20 protein-coding genes are annotated in these 24,190 nt (G+C 45.2%); 10 read left to right on the forward strand and 10 right to left on the reverse strand.

Going from position 1 to position 24,190, the window contains the following annotated elements; genetic code table 11:
• Nucleotides 1-4 precede the first annotated feature (4 nt).
• Together pyc and AC0NJP_RS06435 are read left to right on the forward strand one after the other, a co-directional pair.
• On the forward strand, nucleotides 5-3,451 hold the full coding sequence (gene pyc, locus AC0NJP_RS06430) for a pyruvate carboxylase (RefSeq protein ID WP_474037680.1): 3,447 nt from the start codon (nucleotides 5-7) through the stop codon (nucleotides 3,449-3,451).
• A gap of 176 nt (nucleotides 3,452-3,627) precedes the next feature.
• Nucleotides 3,628-3,924: a zinc-ribbon domain containing protein gene (locus AC0NJP_RS06435; RefSeq protein ID WP_474037679.1), complete on the forward strand. Its 297-nt coding sequence runs from the start codon at nucleotides 3,628-3,630 to the stop codon at nucleotides 3,922-3,924.
• A gap of 83 nt (nucleotides 3,925-4,007) precedes the next feature.
• Here the strand turns inward: AC0NJP_RS06435 and AC0NJP_RS06440 are convergent, their stop codons facing one another.
• On the reverse strand, nucleotides 4,008-4,610 hold the full coding sequence (locus tag AC0NJP_RS06440) for a manganese efflux pump (protein WP_474699212.1): 603 nt from the start codon (nucleotides 4,608-4,610) through the stop codon (nucleotides 4,008-4,010).
• Nucleotides 4,611-4,795: 185 nt separating this feature from the next.
• Here AC0NJP_RS06440 and AC0NJP_RS06445 point away from each other — a divergent pair, with 185 nt between their 5' ends.
• The 3 genes from AC0NJP_RS06445 to AC0NJP_RS06455 are packed head-to-tail and all read left to right on the forward strand — an operon-like array spanning nucleotide 4,796 to nucleotide 7,845.
• Nucleotides 4,796-6,085: a magnesium transporter gene (locus tag AC0NJP_RS06445; RefSeq protein WP_474037662.1), complete on the forward strand. Its 1,290-nt coding sequence runs from the start codon at nucleotides 4,796-4,798 to the stop codon at nucleotides 6,083-6,085.
• Nucleotides 6,082-7,338, forward strand: a complete 1,257-nt coding sequence (locus AC0NJP_RS06450) for an NRAMP family divalent metal transporter (protein WP_474699213.1) — start codon at nucleotides 6,082-6,084, stop codon at nucleotides 7,336-7,338. Before AC0NJP_RS06445 ends, AC0NJP_RS06450 begins: the two co-directional genes overlap by 4 nt.
• 30 nt (nucleotides 7,339-7,368) lie before the next feature.
• Nucleotides 7,369-7,845, forward strand: a complete 477-nt coding sequence (locus AC0NJP_RS06455) for a hypothetical protein (RefSeq protein WP_474699214.1) — start codon at nucleotides 7,369-7,371, stop codon at nucleotides 7,843-7,845.
• A gap of 73 nt (nucleotides 7,846-7,918) precedes the next feature.
• Here the strand turns inward: AC0NJP_RS06455 and AC0NJP_RS06460 are convergent, their stop codons facing one another.
• Nucleotides 7,919-8,332, reverse strand: coding sequence for an Lrp/AsnC family transcriptional regulator (locus tag AC0NJP_RS06460; protein WP_474699215.1), 414 nt, complete (start codon nucleotides 8,330-8,332; stop codon nucleotides 7,919-7,921).
• Between the two features lie 138 nt (nucleotides 8,333-8,470).
• On the opposite strand from AC0NJP_RS06460, the gene AC0NJP_RS06465 reads away from it, so the two are divergent.
• Nucleotides 8,471-9,019, forward strand: coding sequence for a cysteine hydrolase family protein (locus tag AC0NJP_RS06465; protein ID WP_474699216.1), 549 nt, complete (start codon nucleotides 8,471-8,473; stop codon nucleotides 9,017-9,019).
• A 145-nt stretch (nucleotides 9,020-9,164) separates the two neighbouring features.
• Here AC0NJP_RS06465 and AC0NJP_RS06470 read toward each other — a convergent pair whose 3' ends face one another.
• The 5 genes from AC0NJP_RS06470 to AC0NJP_RS06490 all read right to left on the reverse strand — a co-directional run bounded on the left by AC0NJP_RS06470 (nucleotide 9,165) and on the right by AC0NJP_RS06490 (nucleotide 18,460).
• The gene (locus AC0NJP_RS06470; RefSeq protein WP_474699217.1) at nucleotides 9,165-10,649 is read right to left on the reverse strand and encodes a glutamate synthase subunit beta; all 1,485 of its coding nucleotides are present in this window, start codon (nucleotides 10,647-10,649) and stop codon (nucleotides 9,165-9,167) included.
• A gap of 27 nt (nucleotides 10,650-10,676) precedes the next feature.
• A complete protein-coding gene (gltB, locus tag AC0NJP_RS06475) occupies nucleotides 10,677-15,284 on the reverse strand; it encodes a glutamate synthase large subunit (protein WP_474699218.1) in 4,608 nt (1,535 codons plus the stop codon).
• A gap of 315 nt (nucleotides 15,285-15,599) precedes the next feature.
• Nucleotides 15,600-15,986, reverse strand: coding sequence for a CoA-binding protein (locus AC0NJP_RS06480; protein ID WP_474699219.1), 387 nt, complete (start codon nucleotides 15,984-15,986; stop codon nucleotides 15,600-15,602).
• 19 nt (nucleotides 15,987-16,005) lie between these two features.
• The gene (locus AC0NJP_RS06485; protein WP_474699220.1) at nucleotides 16,006-17,310 is read right to left on the reverse strand and encodes a DEAD/DEAH box helicase; all 1,305 of its coding nucleotides are present in this window, start codon (nucleotides 17,308-17,310) and stop codon (nucleotides 16,006-16,008) included.
• Complete coding sequence (locus AC0NJP_RS06490; protein ID WP_474699221.1) at nucleotides 17,297-18,460, reverse strand: DEAD/DEAH box helicase; 1,164 nt, start codon at nucleotides 18,458-18,460, stop codon at nucleotides 17,297-17,299. The genes AC0NJP_RS06485 and AC0NJP_RS06490 overlap by 14 nt, the downstream gene beginning before the upstream one ends.
• Before the next feature lie 167 nt (nucleotides 18,461-18,627).
• Between AC0NJP_RS06490 and AC0NJP_RS06495 the strand changes: the two genes are divergently transcribed.
• The 4 genes from AC0NJP_RS06495 to AC0NJP_RS06510 all read left to right on the forward strand — a co-directional run bounded on the left by AC0NJP_RS06495 (nucleotide 18,628) and on the right by AC0NJP_RS06510 (nucleotide 20,867).
• Nucleotides 18,628-19,260 (forward strand): MotA/TolQ/ExbB proton channel family protein, encoded by a 633-nt coding sequence (locus AC0NJP_RS06495; protein WP_474699222.1) that lies wholly within the window; start codon nucleotides 18,628-18,630, stop codon nucleotides 19,258-19,260.
• Entirely contained in the window at nucleotides 19,247-19,657 is a 411-nt protein-coding gene (locus tag AC0NJP_RS06500; protein ID WP_474699223.1) for an ExbD/TolR family protein, read from the forward strand. Before AC0NJP_RS06495 ends, AC0NJP_RS06500 begins: the two co-directional genes overlap by 14 nt.
• Nucleotides 19,654-20,340 (forward strand): energy transducer TonB, encoded by a 687-nt coding sequence (locus AC0NJP_RS06505; RefSeq protein ID WP_474699224.1) that lies wholly within the window; start codon nucleotides 19,654-19,656, stop codon nucleotides 20,338-20,340. The genes AC0NJP_RS06500 and AC0NJP_RS06505 overlap by 4 nt, the downstream gene beginning before the upstream one ends.
• A 65-nt stretch (nucleotides 20,341-20,405) precedes the next feature.
• The gene (locus AC0NJP_RS06510; protein ID WP_474699225.1) at nucleotides 20,406-20,867 is read left to right on the forward strand and encodes a hypothetical protein; all 462 of its coding nucleotides are present in this window, start codon (nucleotides 20,406-20,408) and stop codon (nucleotides 20,865-20,867) included.
• Between the two features lie 53 nt (nucleotides 20,868-20,920).
• Here the strand turns inward: AC0NJP_RS06510 and AC0NJP_RS06515 are convergent, their stop codons facing one another.
• The 3 genes from AC0NJP_RS06515 to AC0NJP_RS06525 all read right to left on the reverse strand — a co-directional run bounded on the left by AC0NJP_RS06515 (nucleotide 20,921) and on the right by AC0NJP_RS06525 (nucleotide 24,095).
• Nucleotides 20,921-22,048: a zinc ribbon domain-containing protein gene (locus AC0NJP_RS06515; RefSeq protein ID WP_474699226.1), complete on the reverse strand. Its 1,128-nt coding sequence runs from the start codon at nucleotides 22,046-22,048 to the stop codon at nucleotides 20,921-20,923.
• 178 nt (nucleotides 22,049-22,226) lie between these two features.
• Entirely contained in the window at nucleotides 22,227-23,018 is a 792-nt protein-coding gene (locus tag AC0NJP_RS06520; RefSeq protein WP_474699227.1) for a putative hydro-lyase, read from the reverse strand.
• Between the two features lie 51 nt (nucleotides 23,019-23,069).
• Complete coding sequence (locus AC0NJP_RS06525) at nucleotides 23,070-24,095, reverse strand: glutamate cyclase domain-containing protein (protein ID WP_474037636.1); 1,026 nt, start codon at nucleotides 24,093-24,095, stop codon at nucleotides 23,070-23,072.
• Nucleotides 24,096-24,190 lie beyond the last annotated feature (95 nt).

Consider the following 24,190-nt stretch of genomic DNA (forward strand, 5'->3'; position numbering starts at 1 on the left):
TTTCATGAAAAAAATTAAAACCGTACTTGTTGCCAATCGCGGTGAAATTGCCATCCGTGTTTTCCGCGCCTGCAATGAATTGGGCATTCGAACTGTTGCCATTTACGCCAAAGAAGATATTTTATCGCTGCATCGTTATAAAGCCGATGAAGCTTATCAGGTAGGCGCCAATAAAAAACCAACAGAAGCCTATCTTGATTTAGAAGGCATTTTGAAAATTGCTAAAGAACATGGCGTTGACGCCATTCATCCCGGCTATGGCTTTTTATCTGAAAACAGTAACTTAGCCCGCCGTTGTAAAGAAGAAGGTTTTATTTTCATCGGACCGGAAGAAGAGCATCTTATTATGTTCGGCGATAAAATTAATGCCCGTAAACAGGCAATTGCCGCTGGTCTTCCCGTCATCCCTGGCAGCGACGGACCTGTAAGTAGTTTAGAAGAAGTAAAAGATTTTGCCGCAAAATACGGCTATCCTATTATTATTAAAGCCAATCTCGGCGGCGGCGGACGCGGTATGCGTCTTGTTCGTAGCGCTGCTTCCCTTGAAGAATCTTATAATCGCGCTAAATCAGAAGCGCTAACTTCGTTCGGCAGCGATGAAGTTTACGTAGAAAAACTGTTAGAAAAGCCAAAACATATTGAAGTACAAGTCCTTGGCGACCATGCCGGCAATCTTGTTCACCTCTTTGAACGAGACTGTTCCGTACAGCGCCGTCATCAAAAAGTCGTTGAAATTGCCCCTGCTTTATCTTTACCGAATGAACTCCGTCATGAAATTTGCAACGCGGCTGTCAAACTCATGAAAAATGTCGGCTACGTTAGTGCCGGTACCGTAGAATTTCTCGTAACACCCGACCATAAGTTTTACTTCATTGAAGTAAACCCTCGGGTTCAAGTAGAACATACTATTACCGAGCAAGTAACTGGCATTGACATTGTTCAATCCCAACTGCTTATTGCTGACGGTCATACACTCCATGATGAAATCACTGGCATTCCCCAGCAAGAAGAAATCCGCTGTCATGGCCATGCCATCCAGTGTCGTATTACAACCGAAGATCCTGCTAACAACTTTATGCCCGATACAGGAAAACTAACAGCATACCGCAGCGGCGGCGGTTTTGGCATTCGTCTCGATGCAGCTAATGCTTTTCAAGGCGCCGTCATTACCCCCTATTATGATTCCTTGCTTGTCAAATTATCCACTTGGGGTCTTACCCATCGTAGTGCAATTTCCAAAATGCTGCGCGGGCTTGGCGAATTTAGAATTCGCGGTATAAAAACAAATATCGCATTCTTATATAATGTAGTAAACCACGAAAAATTTCTTCATGGCACTTACGATACTTCTTTTATTGATACATCACCGGAACTTTTTGTCTTCCCTACGCCCCAGGATCGCGGCACTAAAATTTTGACTTACATCGGTGATATTACGGTAAATGGCTATCCTGGTATGGCCAATCGCGAAAAACCCGCTTTCTTAACGCCACGCTATCCATCCGTACAATACGAAAAAAATCTAAGCGGTACTAAACAAATTCTCGATAAAGAAGGTCCGGCGGGACTTAGCCGCTGGATCAAAGAACAGCCTCGCGTTCTGTTGACAGATACAACCATGCGTGACGGTCACCAATCGCTCTTAGCTACCCGTGTCCGCACCTATGATATGGCTAAAATCATGGAACCAACCTCACAGGTTATGCAAAACTTCTTTTCTCTCGAAATGTGGGGCGGCGCCACCTTTGATGTAGCGCTGCGCTTTTTAAAAGAAGATCCCTGGGAAAGACTTCAGTTGCTACGGCAAAAATGTCCTAACATTCTCTTCCAGATGCTGCTCAGAGCATCTAATGCGGTAGGTTACAAGAATTATCCTGATAATGTAGTACGGCGTTTCGTAAAAAAATCCGCCGATGCTGGTATGGATGTTTTCCGAATCTTTGACAGTCTCAACTGGCTCAAAGGAATGCAAGTAGCTATTGATGCCGTAGGTGAATCAGGTAAAGTGGCGGAAGCCGCCCTCTGCTACACTGGTGATATTCTTGATCCAGCACGTCCGAAATACAATCTTGAGTACTATGTGACCATGGCTAAGGAGCTGGAAAAGGCTGGCGCTCACATCTTAGGTATCAAAGATATGGCTGGCCTCTTAAAACCGGAAGCGGCCTACGTCCTTGTTTCCGCCCTAAAAGAAGCTGTCGATATTCCGATCCACTTACATACTCACGATACGAGCGGTAATGGTATTTATACGCTAGCACGCGCCATTGACGCTGGCGTTGATATTGTTGACACGTCACTTGCCGCCATGTCAGGCATGACTTCCCAGCCAAGCGCCAATAGCCTCTATTATGCGCTTTCCGGTCATAGTCGTCAGCCTGATGTCAATATTACCGGTCTCAATGACTTATCACACTATTGGGAAGATGTGCGGCACTATTATCGTAACTTTGAAGCTGCCATGAAGTTTCCTAATGCCGAAATTTACGAACACGAAATGCCTGGCGGCCAATACAGCAATCTTCGTCAGCAAGCTCAAGCTGTAGGCTTGGCCGAACGGTGGGAAGAAGTAAAAACCATGTACCGTCAGGTAAATCTAATGTTCGGTGATATCATTAAAGTAACACCTTCTTCCAAAGTGGTCGGCGACATGGCCCTGTATATGGTGCAAAATGAATTAACGGAAGACGATATTTATGAACAAGGTGAAAGCCTCGACTTCCCTGATTCTGTCGTTGAATTTTTTGAAGGTCAGATTGGTCAACCTTACCAAGGCTTCCCGAAAGAACTGCAGCGTATTATTCTCCGAGGCCGCAAACCTTTAACAGAACGCCCCGGCGAACTGCTTGAACCTGTTAATTTCGACAATTTGAAAGACATGCTTCACAATTCCTTGCATCGTCCCATTACTTGCGAAGATCTCATTTCTTATGCCTTATATCCCAAAGTATTCCTCGACTATCAGGAAGCTGTAAAAAAATATAGCGATATCTCTTTACTCAATACGCCAACCTTCTTCTACGGCATGACGCCACGCGAAGAAATCCGCGTTGAAATTGAGCAAGGTAAAACCCTAGTAATCCGGCTCTTGTCAATTGGAGCGCCGCGACCTGACGGAACACGCGCTGTCAATTTCGAACTCAATGGTTCCACACGTCAAGTTATTTTGCAAGACCGCAGTATTGTGGCCTCAGCTATTACCAACCGTAAAGCTGACCGCGACAATCCGAATCACATTGCCGCTACTATGTCCGGTTCTGTTGTCAAATCGCTTGTCGAAGTAGGAACGCGCGTCAAAAAAGATCAACCGATTATGGTTACAGAAGCTATGAAGATGGAAACGACGATTCAGGCTCCTTGTGATGGCTTTGTAAAAGAAATTGTTACAGGAAATGGCGCGTCTATCCAGACAGGCGACTTACTCATGATCCTCTCACCGAAACAAAAATAAATCAAATGAGAAATAGTCAAAATGTATTTCTTGACTATTTCTCGAAATACATTTATAATATAATTACCCACTATAGACAACGAAGAGTTTTCATTAGTCCCTTCTCAATAAGTGAGAAGCCCAATGAGTATTCTAAATTAATTATTTGGGTAATCGATTTGAGGAGGCTATTTAATATGGCTCAAGACAAAACTTTAACTTGCCGCGATTGCGGTGCTGATTTCGTTTTCACGGCTTCAGAACAAGATTTCTTTGCAGAAAAAGGATTTACGAACGAACCAGGCCGTTGCCCTAGCTGCCGTTCTGCACGTAAACAACAAAACCCTCGCAACAACAACAACTCACAGCGTCGTGAAATGCACCCTGCAACTTGCGCAGCTTGTGGTGTTGAAACACAAGTTCCTTTCAAACCAAGCAACGATCGTCCTGTTTTCTGTCGCGATTGCTTCAATCAAAACAGCAGACAGTACTAATTCAATAAAAAGCTCCCTGATTTTGTCTATGACAAGTCAGGGATTTTTTTATTGTAATTATTTATTAATTTTTTATAATATTGTCAACTCAAAAACAGTTCATAGCAACCAATAAACACGAGCAGTAAAGCTCCTAATACTCCGGCCTTGTCGCCAAGTCGCGTCGATGCAAAATGTTTTCCTAAAGCAACGCCACCTGTCATCATACATAGACTGAAGCAAAAAACAAGACCTGTCGTAAGTAACAACGGCATCGCCATCATACCAGCACCAATACCGCTGGAAATATTATTAAGCATTAAGGCCAAGCCGAGCAGCGTGGCCTCTTTTAAATTAATCGATTTAGAATGATCGATGTCAGCGCGAAAGGGTTCCTTTAAAAATAGTGATAGCCGAGAAAACCGAAACAAACCTGAACGGTTTTGACATCGATCCAGCCAGAAGACCCACCCCCCCGCTACAATCATCAGCACAGCGCCAATATATTTTGCCATAATCAGCGGCAGAGCTTGCGATATCAAACTGCCTAATGACATGGAAAGAAAAGTTCCTACACTAGTCAGACAGGCAATCAATAAATTGGACGGCCACAAAAGCTTCACTCCCCGAATTCCATAGGCGATTCCTACTCCTAAATTATCAAGATTTGATGAAATAGCCAGCAGCAAAGCCGAAAAACACTGCATTTTCTCTCCTCCTTCTTACTCTTAGGATAATCTATTAAAAAAGATCGCAGAGAGTGTTAAAATATTTTTCGTGGCTTTTATGGCGCGGGTCCTTTAATATAATAGTATACAGTAAGATAATCTTTGCCCTATAGGCAATTTATGTGTACAATACTAAGGGACGCTAGGACAAAAGGAGGATGGCCATGGCACAAGTAACGCTTCTGCGCGACGCTTTTTTCAGCCAAATTATCGGCACAACCATTTATGATGTAAACAAGAAACAGATAGGAAAAGTGCTTGATCTCGTAGTAAGTTGGAATGGGGCTGCCCCGATTGTCACGTGTGTAAAATTTACTAAGGGCTTACAAAAACATTTGGAAGTCTCTCAGATTGACAAATGGGATGACCAAGGATTTGTGTTAAACGTAACAGCCGAAGAAATGATTACCCGTCCAATTCTCGACCAAGAGATTTTCGTTGGCAAATGGCTCTTAGATAAGCAAATTATTGATTTAAGCGGCGCTAAACTTGTACGCGTCAACGATATTCAGCTGTCCTGGGTTCGTCATGACGATCACAAAGAATTTGTTCTTATTTCGATTGATATTGGCTTGCGCGGCTTATTCCGTCGCCTTGGCCTGGAATTTTTATTAAAAAATCGGCCAAATCATTTCGTAAGCTGGCAGCATATTACACCGCTTGAAAACAGATTGGCCAATTTGCATCTGCGTGAGTCCTTTGAAGAACTTGCTACGATTCATCCTGCCGATATTGCCGAAATTATTGAAGATCTGGATCATCATGAACAGCTTGATTTTGTCCGTAAATTAGGCAGTGAGCAGGCCGCCGATGTCCTCACTGAGGTCGATCTGGCTACGCAGGTAGACATTATCGAAAGCCTTGACGTCCACCGCGCTTCCGATATTCTAGAAGAAATGCCTGCTGATGAAGCAGCCGATATTTTAGGAGAACTTCCGGCAGAAAAATCCGATGAAATTTTAAAGCTTATGGAACCAGAAGATGCCGAAGATGTAAGGGATCTCATGGAATATCCAGATGAAGCGGCCGGTTCCTTGATGACCACAGAATTCCCTGCATTCTCGCCTGAACTAACAGCCTCAGAGGCAATTTGCCAACTGCGCGAAATCGGTCGCGAAGCAGAAACTATTACCTATCTCTATATGGTTGATAAGAGTCAGCATCTGCTTGGCGTCTTATCGCTAAGAGAATTAATCATCGCCGCCCCCAACGATAAATTAGGTGATGTCATGCACGTAAAGGTTCGTTCCGTAATGGATCTCGATAATCCACGCAAAGCCCTGGATATCGTAATGAAATACGGCGTTGTTTCCGTGCCTGTAATCAATAAAGAACAACAGCTTGTCGGCATCATTACCGTCGATGACCTCCTCTATACGTTTATTCCCGATCGCAGTAATTTGCGCACCTTTTCAAACTTTATGTTGGCCTCGCGCAAGGAGTGGATGAAATGAATTTGATAAAAAATAATAAAGTGTTTCGCAGCCTTTTTCTCTTCCTTGCCGTAGTCGGTCCAGGTATTATTACAGCCAATGTCGATAATGATGCTGGCGGTATTACGACTTATTCCGTAGCTGGCGCCGCTTTTGGCTATAAACTATTATGGATTTTCATCCCTATGACAATCGCTCTCGTTGTCGTTCAAGAAATGAGCGCGCGCATGGGAGCTGTAACCCGCAAAGGTCTCGCCGATTTAATCAGAGAAAACTACGGCGTAAAAATCACCTTGTTTGTCATGCTGGGACTGCTCCTAGCCGATCTTGGCAATACAGTCTCCGAATTTGCCGGTATCGCAGCAAGTACAGAAATTTTCGGTATTAGTAAATATATTGCAGTTCCGATTAGTGCCTTTCTCATTTGGTGGACAGTTGTTCGCGGCTCCTACAAAGTAGTAGAACGAATTTTCTTGGTAGCTTCGGCACTCTATTTGACTTATGTAGCTTCTGGGTTTATGGCCGGTCCTGACTGGGGTATCGTTGGTCACGAACTCATAACGCCGCATTTTGAATTTGAAAATGAATATTTAGCCATGATTATCGGCCTTATCGGCACAACCATTGCCCCTTGGATGCAATTCTACATTCAATCAGCTGTCGTAGAAAAAGGGATTACCGCTGAGGAATACCGCTACTCACGTCTTGATGTTATTGTGGGCTGCTTTATGACTGATTTTATCGCTTTGTTTATCGTCGTTGCCTGCGCCGCCACCATGTTTACGAATCATATTTCGATCGAAACAGCGCAAGACGCTGCCGTCGCCTTAGAACCATTAGCTGGAAAATGGGCCTCAGCCCTCTTCGCCTTCGGCCTCTTAAATGCTTCTATTTTTTCTGCTTCGATCTTACCCCTAGCCACAGCCTATTACATCTGCGAAGCCTTTGGCCTAGAGGCTGGGATCGATAAAAGTTGGAAAGAAGCACCTGTCTTTTACTGGCTTTATACTTTTCTTATTGTCATCGGCGCTGCGATCATTCTGCTACCTAACGCGCCGCTTATTCAAATCATGCTCTGGTCTCAGGTGATTAACGGCATGCTGCTACCCTTCGTCCTCTTTTTCATGCTTCGCTTAATTAATAACCGCGATCTCATGGGCGATCATGTAAATTCCCGCTGGTATAACGGCATTGCCTGGCTAACTACCGTCATTATGATTGGATTGACTTTAGCGCTTGTAACGACTTCCTTGTTCCCGGATTTACTCACTTAAGAAAAATTCGGCAGAAATGGAGTGGGAAAGATGCATCAATTTCAAGTAGTGTCACTCACTGAAATCGCACCTGAAGTACTTGCGTCATTTACTGATAACGGATTTATTTTCTGCCCGCAGCCAGAGCAGCTTGAAGCAAGACCGGATTTATTGCTACTACCGAAGTCACCAGAATGGACGAAAGAAACTACGGCGATCTCCCGCTTACAAGAACTGCTCCCCAAAGTCATTCTATTTATGGGTCACTGGCAGTGCCCTCCAGAGCTTCAGGCTTCGTACGATTTACACCATGTCATCTGTCCAGCCCTTACCGTAACGATTGCTACTACCTTAGAGGGAAGCTTTGCAGAACCTGACTGGGATGCTTATGGCCGCCTTGGCCCCTTAACCGAACAGGCCTGCCTTGATGCTCTAGCTCACAGCCTTTACACATTTCTATTAGAAGCTGTGATTTCAGAAACAGCCGAATGGTGCGGCCATATGTCTTCGGCCCTGCGACCTTGGTAAAAACAAAATAAAATTTCGCAAAAAAACTGGGCTGTTTTGCGCCCAGTTTTTTTATTTGATCTTGGGTATCTTGTTATTTGATCTTCTTAATGGAAAGATTAATACGATAATTCCCATAAGGTAGCAGCGAATCTAAAAGGCGATCTAGCTCTTCCGCCGATTGCGTCTCAACCCGTAGCATATAGCAACCTTCGCCACTAATGCGGCAGGCTTCGGTGACAAATTCCTGCTCTTGTAAAAAGCTTTGAAAGAGACCATGCTCCGTTGTTTTCATAAAGACAGTAATATAGGCTAAGAGCGATTTTCCTAAAAGTTTCTCGTCAAGTAAAATGGAATAGCCTTTAATCACTCCCAGTTTTTCCATTCTAGCAACACGGTTAGAAACGGCTTGGCCTGTAAGATGAACCAAGTCGCCAATATCACGATATTGCATCCGACTGTTTTCTTTTAATAAGTTTAGGATTTGCAAATCCGTATGATCAAGCATTTTGTATTGATTCCTTTCTTGTTGAAAGTAAAATGATCTATTTTATTGTGCGGCGCAACTTTGCTTATCGCTATAATTATAACAAAGATTTCTTCCAATAAAACAATTCCATTTTGATAAACAGAAAGGATGAGTGTCATGAACAGAGCCTTGCTCGTAATTGATGTACAAAATGAATATTTTACTGGAGCTCTGCCGATAAGTTATCCCGAAAACAGTTTTGATCAGATCCTAAAAGCAATTGATACAGCCAATGAAAAAAACATTCCTGTCATTTTAATTCGCCACGGATCTCCCCAAGCGGATGCCACGGCTTTTGTAAAAAACAGCTTCAATTGGGAAATTCACACAGCTGTTTTAGAGCGAAAATACATGCGGATTGTTGATAAAACTCTGCCTGGTAGTTTTACAGGCACCGATCTAGAAGCTTTTTTGCGCCAACAAAATATCGATACAGTTACCATCTCCGGCTATATGACGCAAATGTGTTGTGATACAACAGCCAGACAGGCATTACATCTTGGTTTCGCCGTAGAATTTCTCTCAGATGCAACAGGCACTTTGGCTATCAAAAATTCAGCGGGACAGGTTACGGCGGAAGAACTTCACAGGGCCATTCTCGTGACCCAGGCTATGCGATTTTCTCAAGTGCTTTCGACCCAAGAATGGAGCAATAAACTGCAATAATTCAACGCGACTTTATTCCTGACAACATAAACTAAATTCTCATAACCAAAAAGGTTGGCTTAAACTAGGAAGAAAAGACCTAGTTAGCCAACCTTTTTATTTGAATTCTTCTACTTATAAAGTTTCCACTTAAATTCTCAAAACGTTAACTGAGTTGGGTTTTCCCCATCAAATAGCGGTCACATTCGCGAGCAGCACTGCGACCCTCTTGAATGGCCCAAACCACAAGGCTCTGACCGCGCCGCATATCGCCAGCGGCAAAGACACCAGATACACTCGTAGCAAAGGAACCAAATTCCGCTTTTACTAGAGAGCGTTGATCCCGTTTGACTTTTAATTGTTCGAGCAGCCCCTGCTCTGGTCCGGTAAAGCCCATGGCAAGTAAGACAAGCTGAGCTGGCCAGATTTTTTCGGTGCCGGGAATCTCGCTAAAGCCAAACTGCCCTTGCTCATTTTTTCGCCATTCCACTTTCACGGTATGAACTTCCTTTACGCGCCCGGCTTTGTCGCCGACAAATTTCTTCGTTGTAACACAATAGTTACGAGGATCAGCGCCAAACCGTGCTGCCGCCTCTTCCTGACCATAATCAATTTTGTGAACGCGAGGAAATTGCGGCCAAGGATTTTCACTGCCGCGTGTTAATGGCAGCTGCGGCATAATTTCCAGCTGACTCACAGTCCGACAACCATGACGGACAACAGTTCCCACACAATCGGTACCGGTATCACCACCACCAATAACGAGTACATCAACTCCGGCAGCGCTTACATAAGAGCCGTCCTGTAACTTAGAGTCCAATAGACTTTTTGTATTTGCTTTTAAAAAATCAACAGCGAAATAAATTCCTGCTAAATTGCGACCGGGAACAGGAAGGTCACGCGGCACCGTAGAACCGCCGCAAAGAACGACAGCATCAAACTCTTTTAAGAGCTTTTCAGCCTCATAATCTTTGCCAACTTCGGTATTCGTAATAAACTGAATTCCTTCTTCCTCCAGCAAGGTAACACGCCGATTTACAACGTCCTTATCAAGCTTCATATTGGGAATTCCGTAAACGAGAAGACCGCCAGGCCGATCAGCCCGTTCAAATACCGTCACAAGATGACCTGCTTTATTAAGCTGAGCAGCACAGGCAAGACCGGCTGGACCAGAACCGACTACAGCGACTTTCTTACCAGTCCGACTTGTCGGCGGCTCGGGCACAAGCCACTGATTTTCAAAAGCTCGATCAATAATTTCTTTCTCAATATTACGAATCGTAACAGGCTTGGCCGCCAGCCCGGCCGTACAGGCTCCCTCACAGGGAGCGGGGCAGACTCGGCCAGTAAATTCAGGAAAATTATTAGTTTTTAAAAGACGACTTAAAGCTTCCTGCCATAGACCAGCGTAGACAAGATCATTCCATTCTGGCATAAGGTTATGAAGCGGACAACCGGAAACCATGCCGCCAATCATCATGCCTGTATGGCAAAAGGGTGTTCCGCACTCCATGCAGCGACTGGCCTGAACTTGCAGTTCCTCGCCTTGCATCGCCAGATGAAATTCCCGCCAATCGCGGATTCTTTCCTGCGGCTGTCGATCTGCCGGCAGACAAGCGCTATATTCCATAAAGCCTGTAGGCTTTCCCATCAAAGACACTCCCTTCATCAGATCGGCTTAGTTACCGCTGACCCTTGACTTATCTTGTATATTTTCTTCAAAAGCCCGCATAACCGCCGACTCTGGGGAAATACCCTTTTTGCGGAAACGGCGAATCCCCTCGAGAATCCGTTTATAGTCTTTCGGAATCACCCGGACAAAATAGCGCTGTGATTGATACCAGTTGGTCATAAGCCGTTTGGCCACTTCGCTATTCGTATAAGCAATATGATTTTCTAAAAGCTGTTTCACTAACAGTACTTCTTCATCATCATCGAGCCGCTCTAAGAGCACCATTTCTTGATTTACGGCAATAGAGAAGGTCCCTTCTGGATCATAGACGTAAGCGATTCCGCCCGACATGCCTGCGGCAAAGTTGCGTCCGGTTTTCCCTAAAATGACCACGCGACCACCTGTCATATACTCACAACCATGCTCGCCTACGCCTTCAACAACAGCATTCACGCCGCTATTTCTGACACAGAAACGTTCGCCCGCTACACCGCGAATATAGGCCTCACCCGAGGTAGCGCCATATAAAGCTACATTGCCAATAATAATATTCTGTTCTGCCGCAAACGAAGCATTCGCCGGCGGATAAACAATGATTTTCCCACCAGAAAGACCTTTGCCGACATGGTCATTGGAGTCGCCTTCTAGGGCGAGCGTCATGCCTTTGGGGGCAAAAGCGCCGAAGCTTTGGCCAGCTGAGCCAGTAAATTTCAAATAGATCGTGTCTTCCGGCAAGCCTTGTTCACCGTAACGCTGGGTAATAGCATTGCCTAGCAGCGTACCAACAACGCGATCAGTATTTTTGATCGGCAGACTAACTGCCACTTTCTCGCCTGTTTCAATCGCCGGATCACAGAGCTCCTTCAACAAACGAAGATCCATGGCTTTTTCCAAATTATGATCTTGGACTTTCGAACAATACAAAGTGGAGTTGCTCTCATTGGCTGGCTGATAAAAGAGCGGTGAAAGATCAACGGTTTTCGCCTTCCAATGGGCAATTGCTTGATTTTGTTCTAAAACTTCTGTATGCCCAATCATATCATTTATCGTTTTAAAACCGAGCTCTGCCATGATTTCTCTAAGCTGGCTGGCGATAAAGCGCATGAAGCTGACTACATACTCCGGCTTGCCCGTAAAATTCTGTCTCAGCTTAGGATTTTGCGTCGCTACTCCTACTGGGCAAGTATCAAGATTGCAAACCCGCATCATTACACAGCCCATAACCACCAGCGGCGCTGTGGCAAAACCAAATTCCTCGGCGCCCAAGAGAGCGGCAACAGCTACATCGCGACCAGTCATAAGCTTACCGTCTGTTTCCACGGTGATGCGATCACGCAGATTATTTAATAATAGCGTCTGGTGCGTCTCAGCAAGGCCGATTTCCCAAGGAAGGCCTGTATGGCGAATGCTAGTGCGCGGCGATGCACCCGTTCCGCCATCGTAGCCGCTGATTAGAACTACATCAGCCCGGGCTTTTGCCACACCGGCGGCAATCGTACCAACACCTGACTCTGCGACTAGCTTTACATTAATCCTTGCTTTCGGATTGGCATTTTTCAAATCATGAATGAGCTCTGCCAAATCTTCAATGGAATAAATATCATGATGCGGCGGCGGGGAAATTAGTCCAACGCCAGCCGTTGTGCCACGCACTTCCGCAATCCAGGGATAGACTTTCCGGCCAGGCAGCTGGCCACCTTCTCCCGGTTTTGCCCCCTGCGCCATTTTAATCTGAATCTCGTCAGCATGAGCTAGATAATGGCTTGTTACGCCAAAGCGACCGGAAGCGACTTGTTTAATCGCGCTGCAACGGCTATCGCCGTTCGCATCAGGCACAAACCGCGCTGATGATTCACCGCCTTCGCCCGTATTGCTCTTGCCGCCGATGCGATTCATGGCGATCGCCAGACATTCATGGGCTTCCTGACTTAAAGAGCCATAACTCATAGCGCCTGTTTTAAAGCGCTTACAAATACTTTCTACCGACTCTACTTCCGCTAAAGGAATTGCCTTTCTAACTTTTTTAAAGGCCATCATACCGCGCAGCGTAAGCCCTGCCGTATGTTCATCAATCTTAGCAGCATACTCCTTAAAGAGGTTGTAATCGTCTTTGCGGCAGGCTTGCTGCAACAGAGTAATTGTTTCCGGATTATACAAATGTTCTTCGCCATTCGAGCGCCACTGATAGTTCGAACCGCTGTCTAAGGTAACGTCACGGCCATTTTGTGTGGAAAAGGCCCGTTCATGACGTAAAGCCGCTTCTTGGGCAATTTCGTCTAGGCCAATACCGCCAAGCGAGCTTGGTGTATCTGTAAAGTATTCATCAATCACGGCCTGACTGATACCAATCGATTCAAAAATTTGTGCGCCGCGATAGCTGGCGATTGTGGATATGCCCATTTTCGATAAGACTTTAACAATCCCTTTCGTAATTCCTTTGCAATAATTATGCATCGCATCTTCTAAGGAAATACCGGAGAGGAAGTTACGGTTGATTAGATCTTCAATCGTATCAAAGGCAAGATAAGGATTCACACCACTGGCGCCATACCCCAGAAGCAGCGCAAAATGATGAACCTCCCGCGGTTCGCCTGTTTCTACGATCATACTGGCCTTTAGCCGTGTTTCCTGCCGTACCATATGATGCTGCAGTGTGGCTACGGCGAGTAACGCCGGAATAGGCGCATAATTTTCATCTACCATACGGTCAGAAAGAATGAGTAGATTTTTGCCTTCTTCAATATAATCATCAGAGAGGGAACATATTTTTTCTAAGGCCCGCTGTAAACCAGCGCCGCCTTCTTTCACCGGAAAAACCATGGGTATCGTAACGGTTTCAAAACCTGATTCTTTAATATAGCGAATTTTTCCGAGCTCCTGATTGGTTAGTATAGGAGTTTCCACACGAATCTGACGACAGCTTTCCGGCTGAGGATCAATCAGATTATGTTCTGGCCCAATCGCTGTGCCAGTAGCTGTAACTATCTCTTCGCGCAAACCGTCAATGGGCGGATTCGTCACTTGCGCAAAAAGTTGCTTAAAGTAGTTATATAAAAGCTGTGGCTTTTCTGATAAAACAGCCAAAGGCGTATCCGTTCCCATCGCGCCAATTGGATCAATACCGTCTTTAGCCAAAGGCCGAAATAATTTGCCTAACTCTTCAAAAGTATAGCCAAAAGCCTGCTGCAACACTAATGTCGGATAGTCAATCGTCGATTCCTGCGGCGCATCCGGTAAATTTTCCAGACTTAGCATATTTTCATCAAGCCACTGCTGATAGGGATGAGCATTCACAATGCGGTTTTTAATCTCTTCATCCGCAACGATCCGCCCTGCTTCAAGATCAACAAGCAGCATTTTCCCCGGACGCAGGCGTTCTTTTACAGCAATCTTCTCAGGTGCAATCTGTACAACGCCAACCTCAGAAGCTAAAACAATCATGTCATCTTTCGTAACATAATATCTAGCAGGCCGCAATCCGTTACGATCTAAAACCGCCCCAACCAGTTTGCCATCCGTAAAAGCCACGGCTGCCGGGCCATCCCACGGCTCCATCATACAGCCATGATATTCAAAAAAAGCTTTCTTCTCATCACTCATGCTCTCATGTTTCGCCCACGGCTCGGGAACCATCATCATCGCAGCGTGTGGCAGCGAACGGCCAGCCATTGTCAAGAATTCCAGACAGTTATCAAACATACCAGAGTCGCTGCCCGACTCATCAATCACTGGCAAAATTTTCTTCATATCATCGCCAAAGAGCGGCGATTTGCAGAGCGCCTGTCTGGCATGCATCCAGTTTAAATTGCCTCGCCGTGTATTAATCTCGCCGTTATGCATGATATAGCGATAAGGATGGGCGCGCTCCCAGCTAGGAAACGTATTCGTACTAAAGCGAGAATGAACCATGGCTACAGCTGTTTCTACCATCGGATGCTGCAAGTCAATAAAAAACTCATCAAGCTGTTTCGGCGTGACCATGCCTTTATAAACAATGGTTGCAGCTGACAGACTGGAGAAATAAAAATATTCAGCGCCGTCCAAAGTGCTGTGACGAATTTCATTTTCAGCGCGCTTACGAATAATATAGAGCTTTCTCTCAAAAGCTTTTTCGTCTTGTTTCATCGCTTCCAGCGTACGCAAATCTGGTGCAATAAAAACTTGGCGAATACTCGGTTGCACTAGACGGGCCGATTCGCCGATTACCGAAGAATCGCAGGGAACAGTGCGCCAGCCTAGCAGGATTTGTCCTTGGTCAGCAATAATCTGCTCCAGTTTTTCCTCGCAAATTTTTCTCGCATTCGCCTCAGGGGGCAAAAACAGCATCCCTACGCCATAAGAACCACTTGGCGGCAATTCAATATTTAAAAAGCTGCATTCATGCCGAAATAGTTTATGGGGAATCTGCAACAGTACGCCAGCACCATCCCCTGTATTCGTATCGGCTCCCTGCCCGCCGCGATGCTCCATATTACAAAGCACCGTCAATGCTTGATGCAAAATAGCATTTGATTTTTTTCCTTTTATATTTGCTACTACGCCAATCCCGCAAGCATCATGTTCATAGTCGGGATTATATAGCCCCTGTTTAGGTGGCAAGCCCTTCTTGTTCACATTCTTCAACCTGCCTTTCTTATCAATATAAAATAATCCTCCCCCAAAGGGCTTAGCCTTTGTCGGCAAAACAGATTTTCTCCGTTATTAAAGGATGTCTGTTTGCTTTATTTTAAAAGCTTCTTATATCATAGTGTAATATTGTAAACTTTTCAAGTATGTATATTGTATTTTTATAGCTAACATACAGAAAAAAACCGTTGATTTATCAATATTCTTGATAAATCAACGGTAAAATTCCGCTTAACCGGTCTCATATTTGAATAAAATTTAAATCCATTTATAAAATACATTTGTATTTATATATTGGATTAATCAATGGGGCCCGCCGAAACGAACCATTACGCAGTCAGTTACGACGGTAAGACCTAACTCCTCGGCAAGTTTTACAACCGAGGGAGCATCGGCTCCCGGCTGTAGCCAAACATTTTGAATGCCGAGTTTTGCACAATCGCGCACGACTTGCTCACCGACTCTAGCTGGCACAACAAAATCGACAGCTTCTGGTTTCACTGGCAATTCCTCCAGTGTTCCATAGCATTTATGCCCATACACTTCCGTTACGCCGGGATTCACCGGATATACAGTAAACCCCCGATCAATCATGAATTTAAAGATCTTATAACCAAATTTTGATTGATTATCCGTTGCACCAACTAGTGCCCAGGTTTTTACTTGCAGCATTTTTTCCGCTTGATCCATTTCCTTCAGCCTCCTTTTTTTACTTGCCTGATGATGTTGTTTCTTTTGGCTTACGACGGCTACGAGAATTCTTGCCGCCATGCTCTTTCTTTATCTTTTTATATTTTTCCGCACCTTTCGGCGCAAAGAATTGTTTGCCTTCACTCGCTGGTGTCGTTTTTACTTTGCCTATTTTTCTTTCTGCCGATTGCTTCGGCCGGCTTACTTTGACCTCGCCGCTCGCATCAATGACCGGCAGTTTTTTCCCAATGGCTTTTTCAATCATGGCGACATACTGTCGATCGCGCGCCGTCGCAAAAGTTACGGCCAGCCCCTTCTCACCAGCCCGGCCAGTTCGACCGATTCGATGAATATACGTATCGCTGTCATGAGGAATATCGTAGTTGTAGACATGAGTAACACCTTCTACATCGAGACCGCGAGCTGCTAAATCTGTAGCTACCAACACTTGAAATTTAGCGGCGCGGAACCGCTTCATAACTTGCTCTCGCTTATTTTGCGATAGGTCACCGTTTAGTTCCTCACATTCAATCCCTACTGACGCCAAATAAAGTGCCGCTTCTTGGGAACGCTGCTTGGTCAAACAAAAGACGATTGCCAGATAAGGACGGTGTTTTTGCAGCAACGAAGCAACCAGCGCACCTTTGTTATCGTTATTAACTAGCACAAGCTGCTGATCAATTTCCGGTAAAGTCACGGTCGGCGTAGCTACAACAATTGATAAGGGATCCTTTAAATATTGTTTAGCAAGCCCTCTGACAAGATCCGGCAAAGTAGCCGAAAAAAGCGAAGTCTGTTTTTTCTCAGATGTCTCGGCGAAAATCAGCTCTACTTCCTCCATAAAGCCCATGCTAAGCATCGTATCCGCCTCATCAAGTACGAGATAGCGAACACCGCGCAACTGTACTTGTTCCCGCCGCCAATGGTCTAAAATACGGCCTGGCGTTCCTACAAGAACCTGTGCCTTTGCAGCCAATTGATTTTTTTGCTTTTGCGTATCCACGCCGCCGTAAATGGACAAAACCTTGATGCCCCGGCTTTCAGCGATTTTTTGAGCTTCCCGGCTCACCTGCAGAGCCAACTCGCGCGTCGGCGCCAAAACAAGCGCCTGAGGGTGACCGAGACGAGGATTGACTTTCTGCAATAGCGGTAGCAAAAAGGCAAAGGTTTTTCCCGTACCAGTCTGAGCCTGCGCAATCACATCACGACCAGCCAATAGCGGTGGAATCGCTTGGCTTTGAATTTGGGTAGGCTCGGTCACTTTTTGACGTTCCAACGACACGAGTAAATCTTCTTCAATTCCTAATTGCTTAAACTTTTCCATGTTTTGCTCCTTTCTTGCCGTCTTTGGGGCGCCCTTGTTTCACTTTTTTCTCTGTAAGCTCAATTTGTAGTTTTTTAGCCGTCTCTTTTAGCTTTTCTGCTTCGCCTGGCGTAACTAGTGAAATAACAACGCCAACTCGTCCCTGCCTGCCTGTGCGTCCAGCCCGATGTAAATAGACGTGAGGCGTATCAGGAAAATCCAATTGAAATACATGACTGACGGCGGGAAAATCAAGGCCCCTTGCCGCTACATCAGAAGCAGCTAAAACTTTGAGTTTGCCCTTGCGGAAATCGGCCACCGCCTGCTTGCGCGCCACTTTATCCTTAGCGCCGTAAAGACCAGCAACAGCCACTTGATGGAACTGCAACTTTTCCGTAAATTCCTGTAATAACACCGGATTATCAGCAAATACCAATGCTTGCTGGAGCTGCTCTTCTTGCAGCAACCGCCGTAAAGCCGAAAATTTATCGCGCTGCGCTACAATCATATATTTATGAACAATCGACTGAGGCAGACTTGGTCTCTCTGTCGTCTGGACAATTTCAACTGCTTCTTTTAGCTGCTTCGCCGCCTCTAAACTCTTACCAGCAAAAGTGGCCGAGCAGAACACAACTTGACAATCCTTCAAGGCCGAACGAATAATTTTCTCGGTAGTATCTTGCTGCTCCTTACTCAACAGCCGATCCGCTTCGTCACAAACGATCATTCTGATATTTTGTCCTTGGATTTTTCGTGCTGCAATCAATTCTAGCAAACGGACGCTTGTCCCCACTAACAACTGCGGTTTTTCCTTAAGCTTTTCGATCTGCCGCGCCTTATTGCCACTACCAATTAATAAGGCAGTCTTTATGGCTAAACCGGATTTTTGTAACAGCTCAAGCGCCACCTGCTGGATCTGCGACGCTAACTCATAGGTCGGAGCTACAATCAAAGCCTGATCCTTTTGATCAGAACTCTCCAATCTTGCTAGAAGCGGCAGCAAATAAGCCAGCGTTTTCCCCGTTCCGGTCGGCGCCTGACCAATCGCATTGTTCCCTGCCAACAGTAGCGGAATTAATTTTTGCTGAATTTCCGTCGGTTCCGTAATTTCTTTCTCTGTTAAGGCTTCGACAAGCGAAGCCGGTAAATCCCATTCTGTAAAACGATTCATTGACACTCTCCTCTAAGCTTTCGCCAAAATGATTTGGCAAAAGGACTCTCTTCTATTTTACCCTAATCATGGCAGCTTGAACAGAATAGAATCAAAGCAGGATTTTTGTAATCCATCCAGAAACTATGGGAAATAAACGAATCTAAATTCTGTAATGAGGTGACCCCATGCAACAATTTTTTCTCATGTTGGAAAAAGGCGGAATCGTTATGATTCCCCTGCTTTTTTGTTCTGTTTTCTTGCTAGCCATTGTAATCGAACGCCTGTTTTTCTATCGCCAGGCCAAGACAGCTATGCCGAAGTTTACCGAAGTGCTCACTCCGCTCTTAGCGGCAGGTGATTGGCTAAGAGCGCAGGATACCTGTAAGGCTTTCCCGGGAGTTCCTTCGTTGGTAGCAGCCGCAGGACTTTCTTATCTTGCCGTTGGCGCTAAACCAGAAGGTCTTGAACATTCTTTAGAAAGTAGCGCGGCGCACTGGGCCGCTAAGTTGCGTAATCGTCTAAACTACCTAGATCTGATCGTTACCTTGTCGCCGCTCTTGGGGCTTCTCGGCACAGTAACAGGCATGATTAATACCTTCAGCGTCCTTACCATTCAAAGCGGCCAAACAGCGGCCATCAGCGGCGGCGTCGGCGAAGCGTTGATCGCCACAGCCACAGGTCTATGTATTGCGATTATCGCTTTGATTGCTCATAGTTTCTTTGCGCAGCAACTTGATCAATTGATTACTGATACTGAAGAAATTGCTTCGCTCATTGTGGGTGCTGCCAATAAGGGGAATCTCCATGAAACTGCGTAATTTACGAATTGAACGAAGCCCGCGCCTCATGATCATCCCCATGATTGATATTATTTTCTTTCTCTTAGTCTTCTTTATGATGAGTACCTTATACATGAATGAGCAAAGAATGATCCCGATTACGCTGCCAGCGGCAGCAACAGCGGCCAAGCAAATACCTGATCAGCCTGTCATCATCGTAATCGATGCCACTGGAAAAATCCATCTTAATAAACAAGAAATCGCTGAAAAAGCCTTGTCGGAAGCGGTTGGCCGTGAATTAATGCTGCATCCTGACGCCCCCTTTATTTTGCGAGCTGATCAAGCCGTAGAGTACGGCCGCGTTATCGCCCTGCTTGACGAACTCAAACAGATCGGCGTAAAAAAAGTGTCCTTTGCTACCGAGGCAAAAAAATGAAAAATTTCCTCCATTCTTTATCGCCCTGGCATAAGGCTCTATTCTTCTCGCTCATTTTTCACCTGATTCTCTTTTGCTTGTTTTTTTTACCTGATGATTCAGCGGAACAGGAACTACAAATTGTCGATACAACAAAACAGTCAGCCTTAGAAATGGATATCGCGCCACCAGACACCCCTGATGACGCTTCTGACTCACCATTAGAATCAGAAAAGCCCTTGCCAGAAGCGCCTAGCGCCCCACTGCCGCAGCCACCTCAAGAATCCGCTACCGTTGCGTTTGAAAAAACGCCGCCGAAGGCGCCAATTCGCGATCTCACGATTGAGCAACGGGTAATCACTCCTCCCCGTCTCAAGACAATTGTAAATCCCCGTTATCCCGAAAAAAAGCTTGCAGAACTGCCCGCCTTTAAAATGAAACTCATCATCATGATTTCTGAAACAGGTCAACCGACCTACGTAGCAATACAAACCTCATCAGGCATCAAAGAACTTGATGAAGCGGCTAAAGCCGCCATAAAACAGTGGCAATTCTATCCTGCCTATGATCGAACGAAAAATCGTCCTGTGCCGCATCCCTTTCTTTATGAGCTTACATATCCTCTAGACGACAAAGACTCGCCAGTAGAGCCATCTGATGCAACTGCAACTGCTCCAGCGTCCCCCGCTCCGGCCAAGCCATAAAAAGGGTTTTCCTCGTTTTGACCCGAATTACTAGAACTATAAAATCATTTTGATGGAGGTTTACTATGAAGTTACTGACTCAAACTATTTTATCGGTATTTCTCGCCTGCTTTGCCTTGCTGTCTATACCGACAACAACCTTTGCCGAAGCAGCGCCAACAGCCACGATGCGCATTGATGTAAAAGTTGACCAAGCTGATGTTTTTTGGAACACAACTTATTTAACAAAGGATAGTAGTGATTTTGGTAAAGCCGCCGCCGTAAACTTGACTTGGGGTATTGGCGATACGAAGCGCCAAGAACAGACCCAGCCGCTTATAGCTCCAGGAAAAGGAAAAGGCCGTGTGGAAATTACCACAGAAAAAGGCGCACTGATTAATTTTCAAGTAGTAGTTCTCGATGCCGATAAACAAAAACATGGAACATTAAGCTTTCAGGTCCGCAACAATGGTCAAACTGAATACATAACGATTGCACCGCCTGACTTCATCGAACCGAATCTGACTTTTGGCGCTCCGAGAGAATAATAATAAAACAGGCTGCTCGAAAATAGGATAAACCTATCTAGGGCAGCCTGTTTTTATTTTAAATAATTAGCCCGTTGCAAAATAGCCTGTAGTGCCTTGTCTAAAGCAAGAAAAGCTTTCGTATGGATTGGTTCATATACTTCTTCGGTATTTTTACGTTTTTGACGAATTACAAGGCGCATCCCTTCAGGTCGCTCTACTAATTGCGCCGTATCAAGAGTTTCTAAAGCAATCATGCGCAATATAAAATCATTTTGAGGAAAGGCAAAGAAAATCAAGTTTTGTTCTGATAAAGCTAAAATTCCTTGCTCACCACTACTATCCACAGCACCGGCAAAGTGAGAAATTTGCTCGCCAGCCCATAAAGCAGCAGGCGCTTTTTTTACCATAGCATGTTCTTTTTCACTTAAATAGGCAAGCGCCGCTTGGGGAAAATCGCTTTGCAAAGAAAAAGGACCAATAACTACAGCAGTTAAAGCCCCCACTTCACGACAGGCGTCAGCTACAGGTAATACATCTTCCAGTTTGTTTTTATACATCAGCACAGCTGGAGCCATATCAACAGCAAGACGTATAGCAAATCGGTCGCGTCGCAACAACAACTCTAATTTACGCAATAATTTCTCTTTATCGGGACAATATTTCAAAACAAGGGTACATTCATCAGCCACAGGTTGAACAGCAGCGGCAAGTTCAGCACGCTTAGAAGGTTCTTGGATGCTGCCCTTTGCTCTGGCAAGCATATCGGTCGTTACTGCAGGAGCTTCTGCCGCTTTAGCCGTCTTCTCTACAACTAGGGGAATCGCTACCGCTTTAACAACCTTTGCTGCAGCTACTGGAGCTTCTGCCGCTTTAGCTGTCTTCTCTGCAACTATGGGAGCCTCTACTACTTTATCAACCGACTCTACATTTGCGGAAGCCTCTACCACTTTAGCTGTCTTCGCCGAAATGGCTAAGGTATCTAGCACTTCAACTATATCAGTCGCAGGCGACGTTTGCATAACCGGGGCTTCCGCCTTATCGGCGACACCTGTATCTTCCTTTGTTCTTTTTCTTGTTTTGGGTACCTTTTCTTTTAGACGTTTTCCACAGTAGGGACAAAATCGACATGTTGCGGAAATATTGAGCGTTTCACCGCAAAAGGGACAAAAGTGAAACGTTTTTTGTTCCATTGAAGACAAAAATATCTCCCTCCTTCATAAGCCTCCACATCCAAGGTACATAATCCCGTTCTTGCCTAAAAATAAAAGCCATTTCTATATGGTTCGCTAAACACTAAAAAAAGGCCTGCTTTTCGCAGAGCCTTTTCATAGGATTTTCCTCGGACTTTCGTAGGATTTGACAAAAATTTTATTTTTCTTACAAAACCGCATAATCAACATCTTTTTTATTGGTAATAAACATATGACCAGGAGCATGCGTAATCATCAGATCTGGCTTGACTTTCATCCCTACTGCCTGCGGCGTGACACCACAAGCCCAAAATACAGGAACTTCACCTGGCCTGATAGGAACAGCATCGCCAAAATCAGGCTTGTTAATATCTTTAATACCAATGCTTTCAGGCGAACCAATGTGAAGCGGCGCGCCATGAACGGAAGGAAAACGAGAGGTCACTTGAACAGCTTTAACGACAAGTGATTCAGGAATTGGCCGCATCGACATAACTGTCGGACCAGAAAAAACGCCAGCTGGCGTACATTCCACATTGGTAATGTACATAGGTACATTGCAATTTTCTTCAATATGGCGTACAGGTACGCCAGCATCAAGCAGGGCGGATTCAAAAGAAAAACTGCAACCGATCAGAAAAGCCACAAGATCATCACGCCAATATTCTTTGAGGTCCAACGGCTCATCAACCAAAAGGCCTTTTTTATAGACCCGATACTTAGGAATATCGGTCATAATGTCACCATCAGGCGCTACCAAACGAGGAATCGAAGACCCCACTTCCGTCACGTCAAGAATTGGGCAGGGCTTGGGATTTCTCTGACAAAATAGTAAAAAGTCAAAAGCCAGCTCTTTCGGCAAAATCGCCAAATTAGCCTGATTATACCCCTTCGCCATTCCCGCAGTGGGAATGACTAGCTGATTTTTCCGAATCAGTGCTCTGACAGCTTGCGGACTCATTTGTGCATAATCTTCCATAATTATCAAGCTCCTTTAGCCTTATTCGCTCTTGCATACGTTGAGAAACTATTAATAACGCATCTGTGCCTGTGCTACAACTTCTTGCATCATCCGAACAATCGCATGATGAACATCTACATAGCAACCATCTACGCTCGGGGCAACCGATCCATAAATAGCATCATGCAAACCTACTGCGGCGCCTGCTTCAATGACGCGCTGTTCCTGTTCCGGTTGGCACAGTCCTTTTGGCGCGTCAGCCAATACAGAAAGCATATCGCAGATGGCATAGGCGCCCCAGTTAGAAATTGCTGCAGTAACTAAGAGACTCACTGGCGTAGCTGCCGCGATCCCGCCGCCGCAACCGCACTGGCACTGCGTGCCATAAGGGACATGCTGCTGTACAGCCGCCTTAATATTTCCCATACCGATCTCGTTCCCGCCATCACCAATCCCCATAGTAGGAATAGAGCGGTCATACGCTTGGGCAAATAAAAGATCAAGAAACGCCATGGTAGAGCCAGTATCAAAACCAATCATGTTATGACCCTTGCCTTGTTCATTCATCCCGCCACGTTCAATGGCAATACAAGCTGCCGGTTTGTAAGTATCCAAAAGTTCTGTTGCTTTTACTTTACCAGCTTCCTCCCCTAATGGGAAAGGCAAAACAGCTACAGTCATCAGTTTCTGTCGTTCTACAGAATGCACAAGTTGTTCTGGTGCAAGACAATGAAAGCCTGCCGCCTGAGCAACCTGCTTAACCTGCTCTACTGAACATTCGTCAACTAAAATAATTGGCAACCCATTTAAAACCGTACGAACAGCCTTGGCTAGAGCAACTGCGCCAGCAGGTCCATCAGATTCAGCAAATCCAGGAGCTGCCACAGGCTGATCAATAAATCCTGTCGCAATCATAACGAAATCCTTTGGTTTAACGTGCGTTTGTAAGAATTTAGCAGCTGCTAATGTCAAAGGTTCTCCAGCTTTTTCTCGCGCCGCTTCATACAGCTTGCCAATAATACCTCTGGCGCTAATATCCAGTGTCATCAGCCTATCTAGCGTATCTGCTGTTTTAATAATACCTTCTTCTTTCATGTGTCACCGCTCCCCCATCATTATCAATTGAGTATTTCGGCAAAACCGGATCTTACACCTAGCTGCGCCGATTAAAAAGACTTCCCCTGTACAAA

This window comes from Pelorhabdus sp. sgz311002 (genome assembly GCF_056134285.1).

Excerpts from the sequence above, each read along its gene's own strand:
- pyc (WP_474037680.1), top strand. The coding sequence starts at position 5 with ATGAAAAAAATTAAAACCGTACTTGTTGCCAATCGCGGTGAAATTGCC.
- AC0NJP_RS06435 (WP_474037679.1), top strand. The coding sequence starts at position 3,628 with ATGGCTCAAGACAAAACTTTAACTTGCCGCGATTGCGGTGCTGATTTC.
- AC0NJP_RS06440 (WP_474699212.1), bottom strand. The coding sequence starts at position 4,610 with ATGCAGTGTTTTTCGGCTTTGCTGCTGGCTATTTCATCAAATCTTGAT.
- AC0NJP_RS06445 (WP_474037662.1), top strand. The coding sequence starts at position 4,796 with ATGGCACAAGTAACGCTTCTGCGCGACGCTTTTTTCAGCCAAATTATC.
- AC0NJP_RS06450 (WP_474699213.1), top strand. The coding sequence starts at position 6,082 with ATGAATTTGATAAAAAATAATAAAGTGTTTCGCAGCCTTTTTCTCTTC.
- AC0NJP_RS06455 (WP_474699214.1), top strand. The coding sequence starts at position 7,369 with ATGCATCAATTTCAAGTAGTGTCACTCACTGAAATCGCACCTGAAGTA.
- AC0NJP_RS06460 (WP_474699215.1), bottom strand. The coding sequence starts at position 8,332 with ATGCTTGATCATACGGATTTGCAAATCCTAAACTTATTAAAAGAAAAC.
- AC0NJP_RS06465 (WP_474699216.1), top strand. The coding sequence starts at position 8,471 with ATGAACAGAGCCTTGCTCGTAATTGATGTACAAAATGAATATTTTACT.
- AC0NJP_RS06470 (WP_474699217.1), bottom strand. The coding sequence starts at position 10,649 with ATGGGAAAGCCTACAGGCTTTATGGAATATAGCGCTTGTCTGCCGGCA.
- AC0NJP_RS06480 (WP_474699219.1), bottom strand. The coding sequence starts at position 15,986 with ATGGATCAAGCGGAAAAAATGCTGCAAGTAAAAACCTGGGCACTAGTT.
- AC0NJP_RS06485 (WP_474699220.1), bottom strand. The coding sequence starts at position 17,310 with ATGGAAAAGTTTAAGCAATTAGGAATTGAAGAAGATTTACTCGTGTCG.
- AC0NJP_RS06490 (WP_474699221.1), bottom strand. The coding sequence starts at position 18,460 with ATGAATCGTTTTACAGAATGGGATTTACCGGCTTCGCTTGTCGAAGCC.
- AC0NJP_RS06495 (WP_474699222.1), top strand. The coding sequence starts at position 18,628 with ATGCAACAATTTTTTCTCATGTTGGAAAAAGGCGGAATCGTTATGATT.
- AC0NJP_RS06500 (WP_474699223.1), top strand. The coding sequence starts at position 19,247 with ATGAAACTGCGTAATTTACGAATTGAACGAAGCCCGCGCCTCATGATC.
- AC0NJP_RS06505 (WP_474699224.1), top strand. The coding sequence starts at position 19,654 with ATGAAAAATTTCCTCCATTCTTTATCGCCCTGGCATAAGGCTCTATTC.
- AC0NJP_RS06510 (WP_474699225.1), top strand. The coding sequence starts at position 20,406 with ATGAAGTTACTGACTCAAACTATTTTATCGGTATTTCTCGCCTGCTTT.
- AC0NJP_RS06520 (WP_474699227.1), bottom strand. The coding sequence starts at position 23,018 with ATGGAAGATTATGCACAAATGAGTCCGCAAGCTGTCAGAGCACTGATT.
- AC0NJP_RS06525 (WP_474037636.1), bottom strand. The coding sequence starts at position 24,095 with ATGAAAGAAGAAGGTATTATTAAAACAGCAGATACGCTAGATAGGCTG.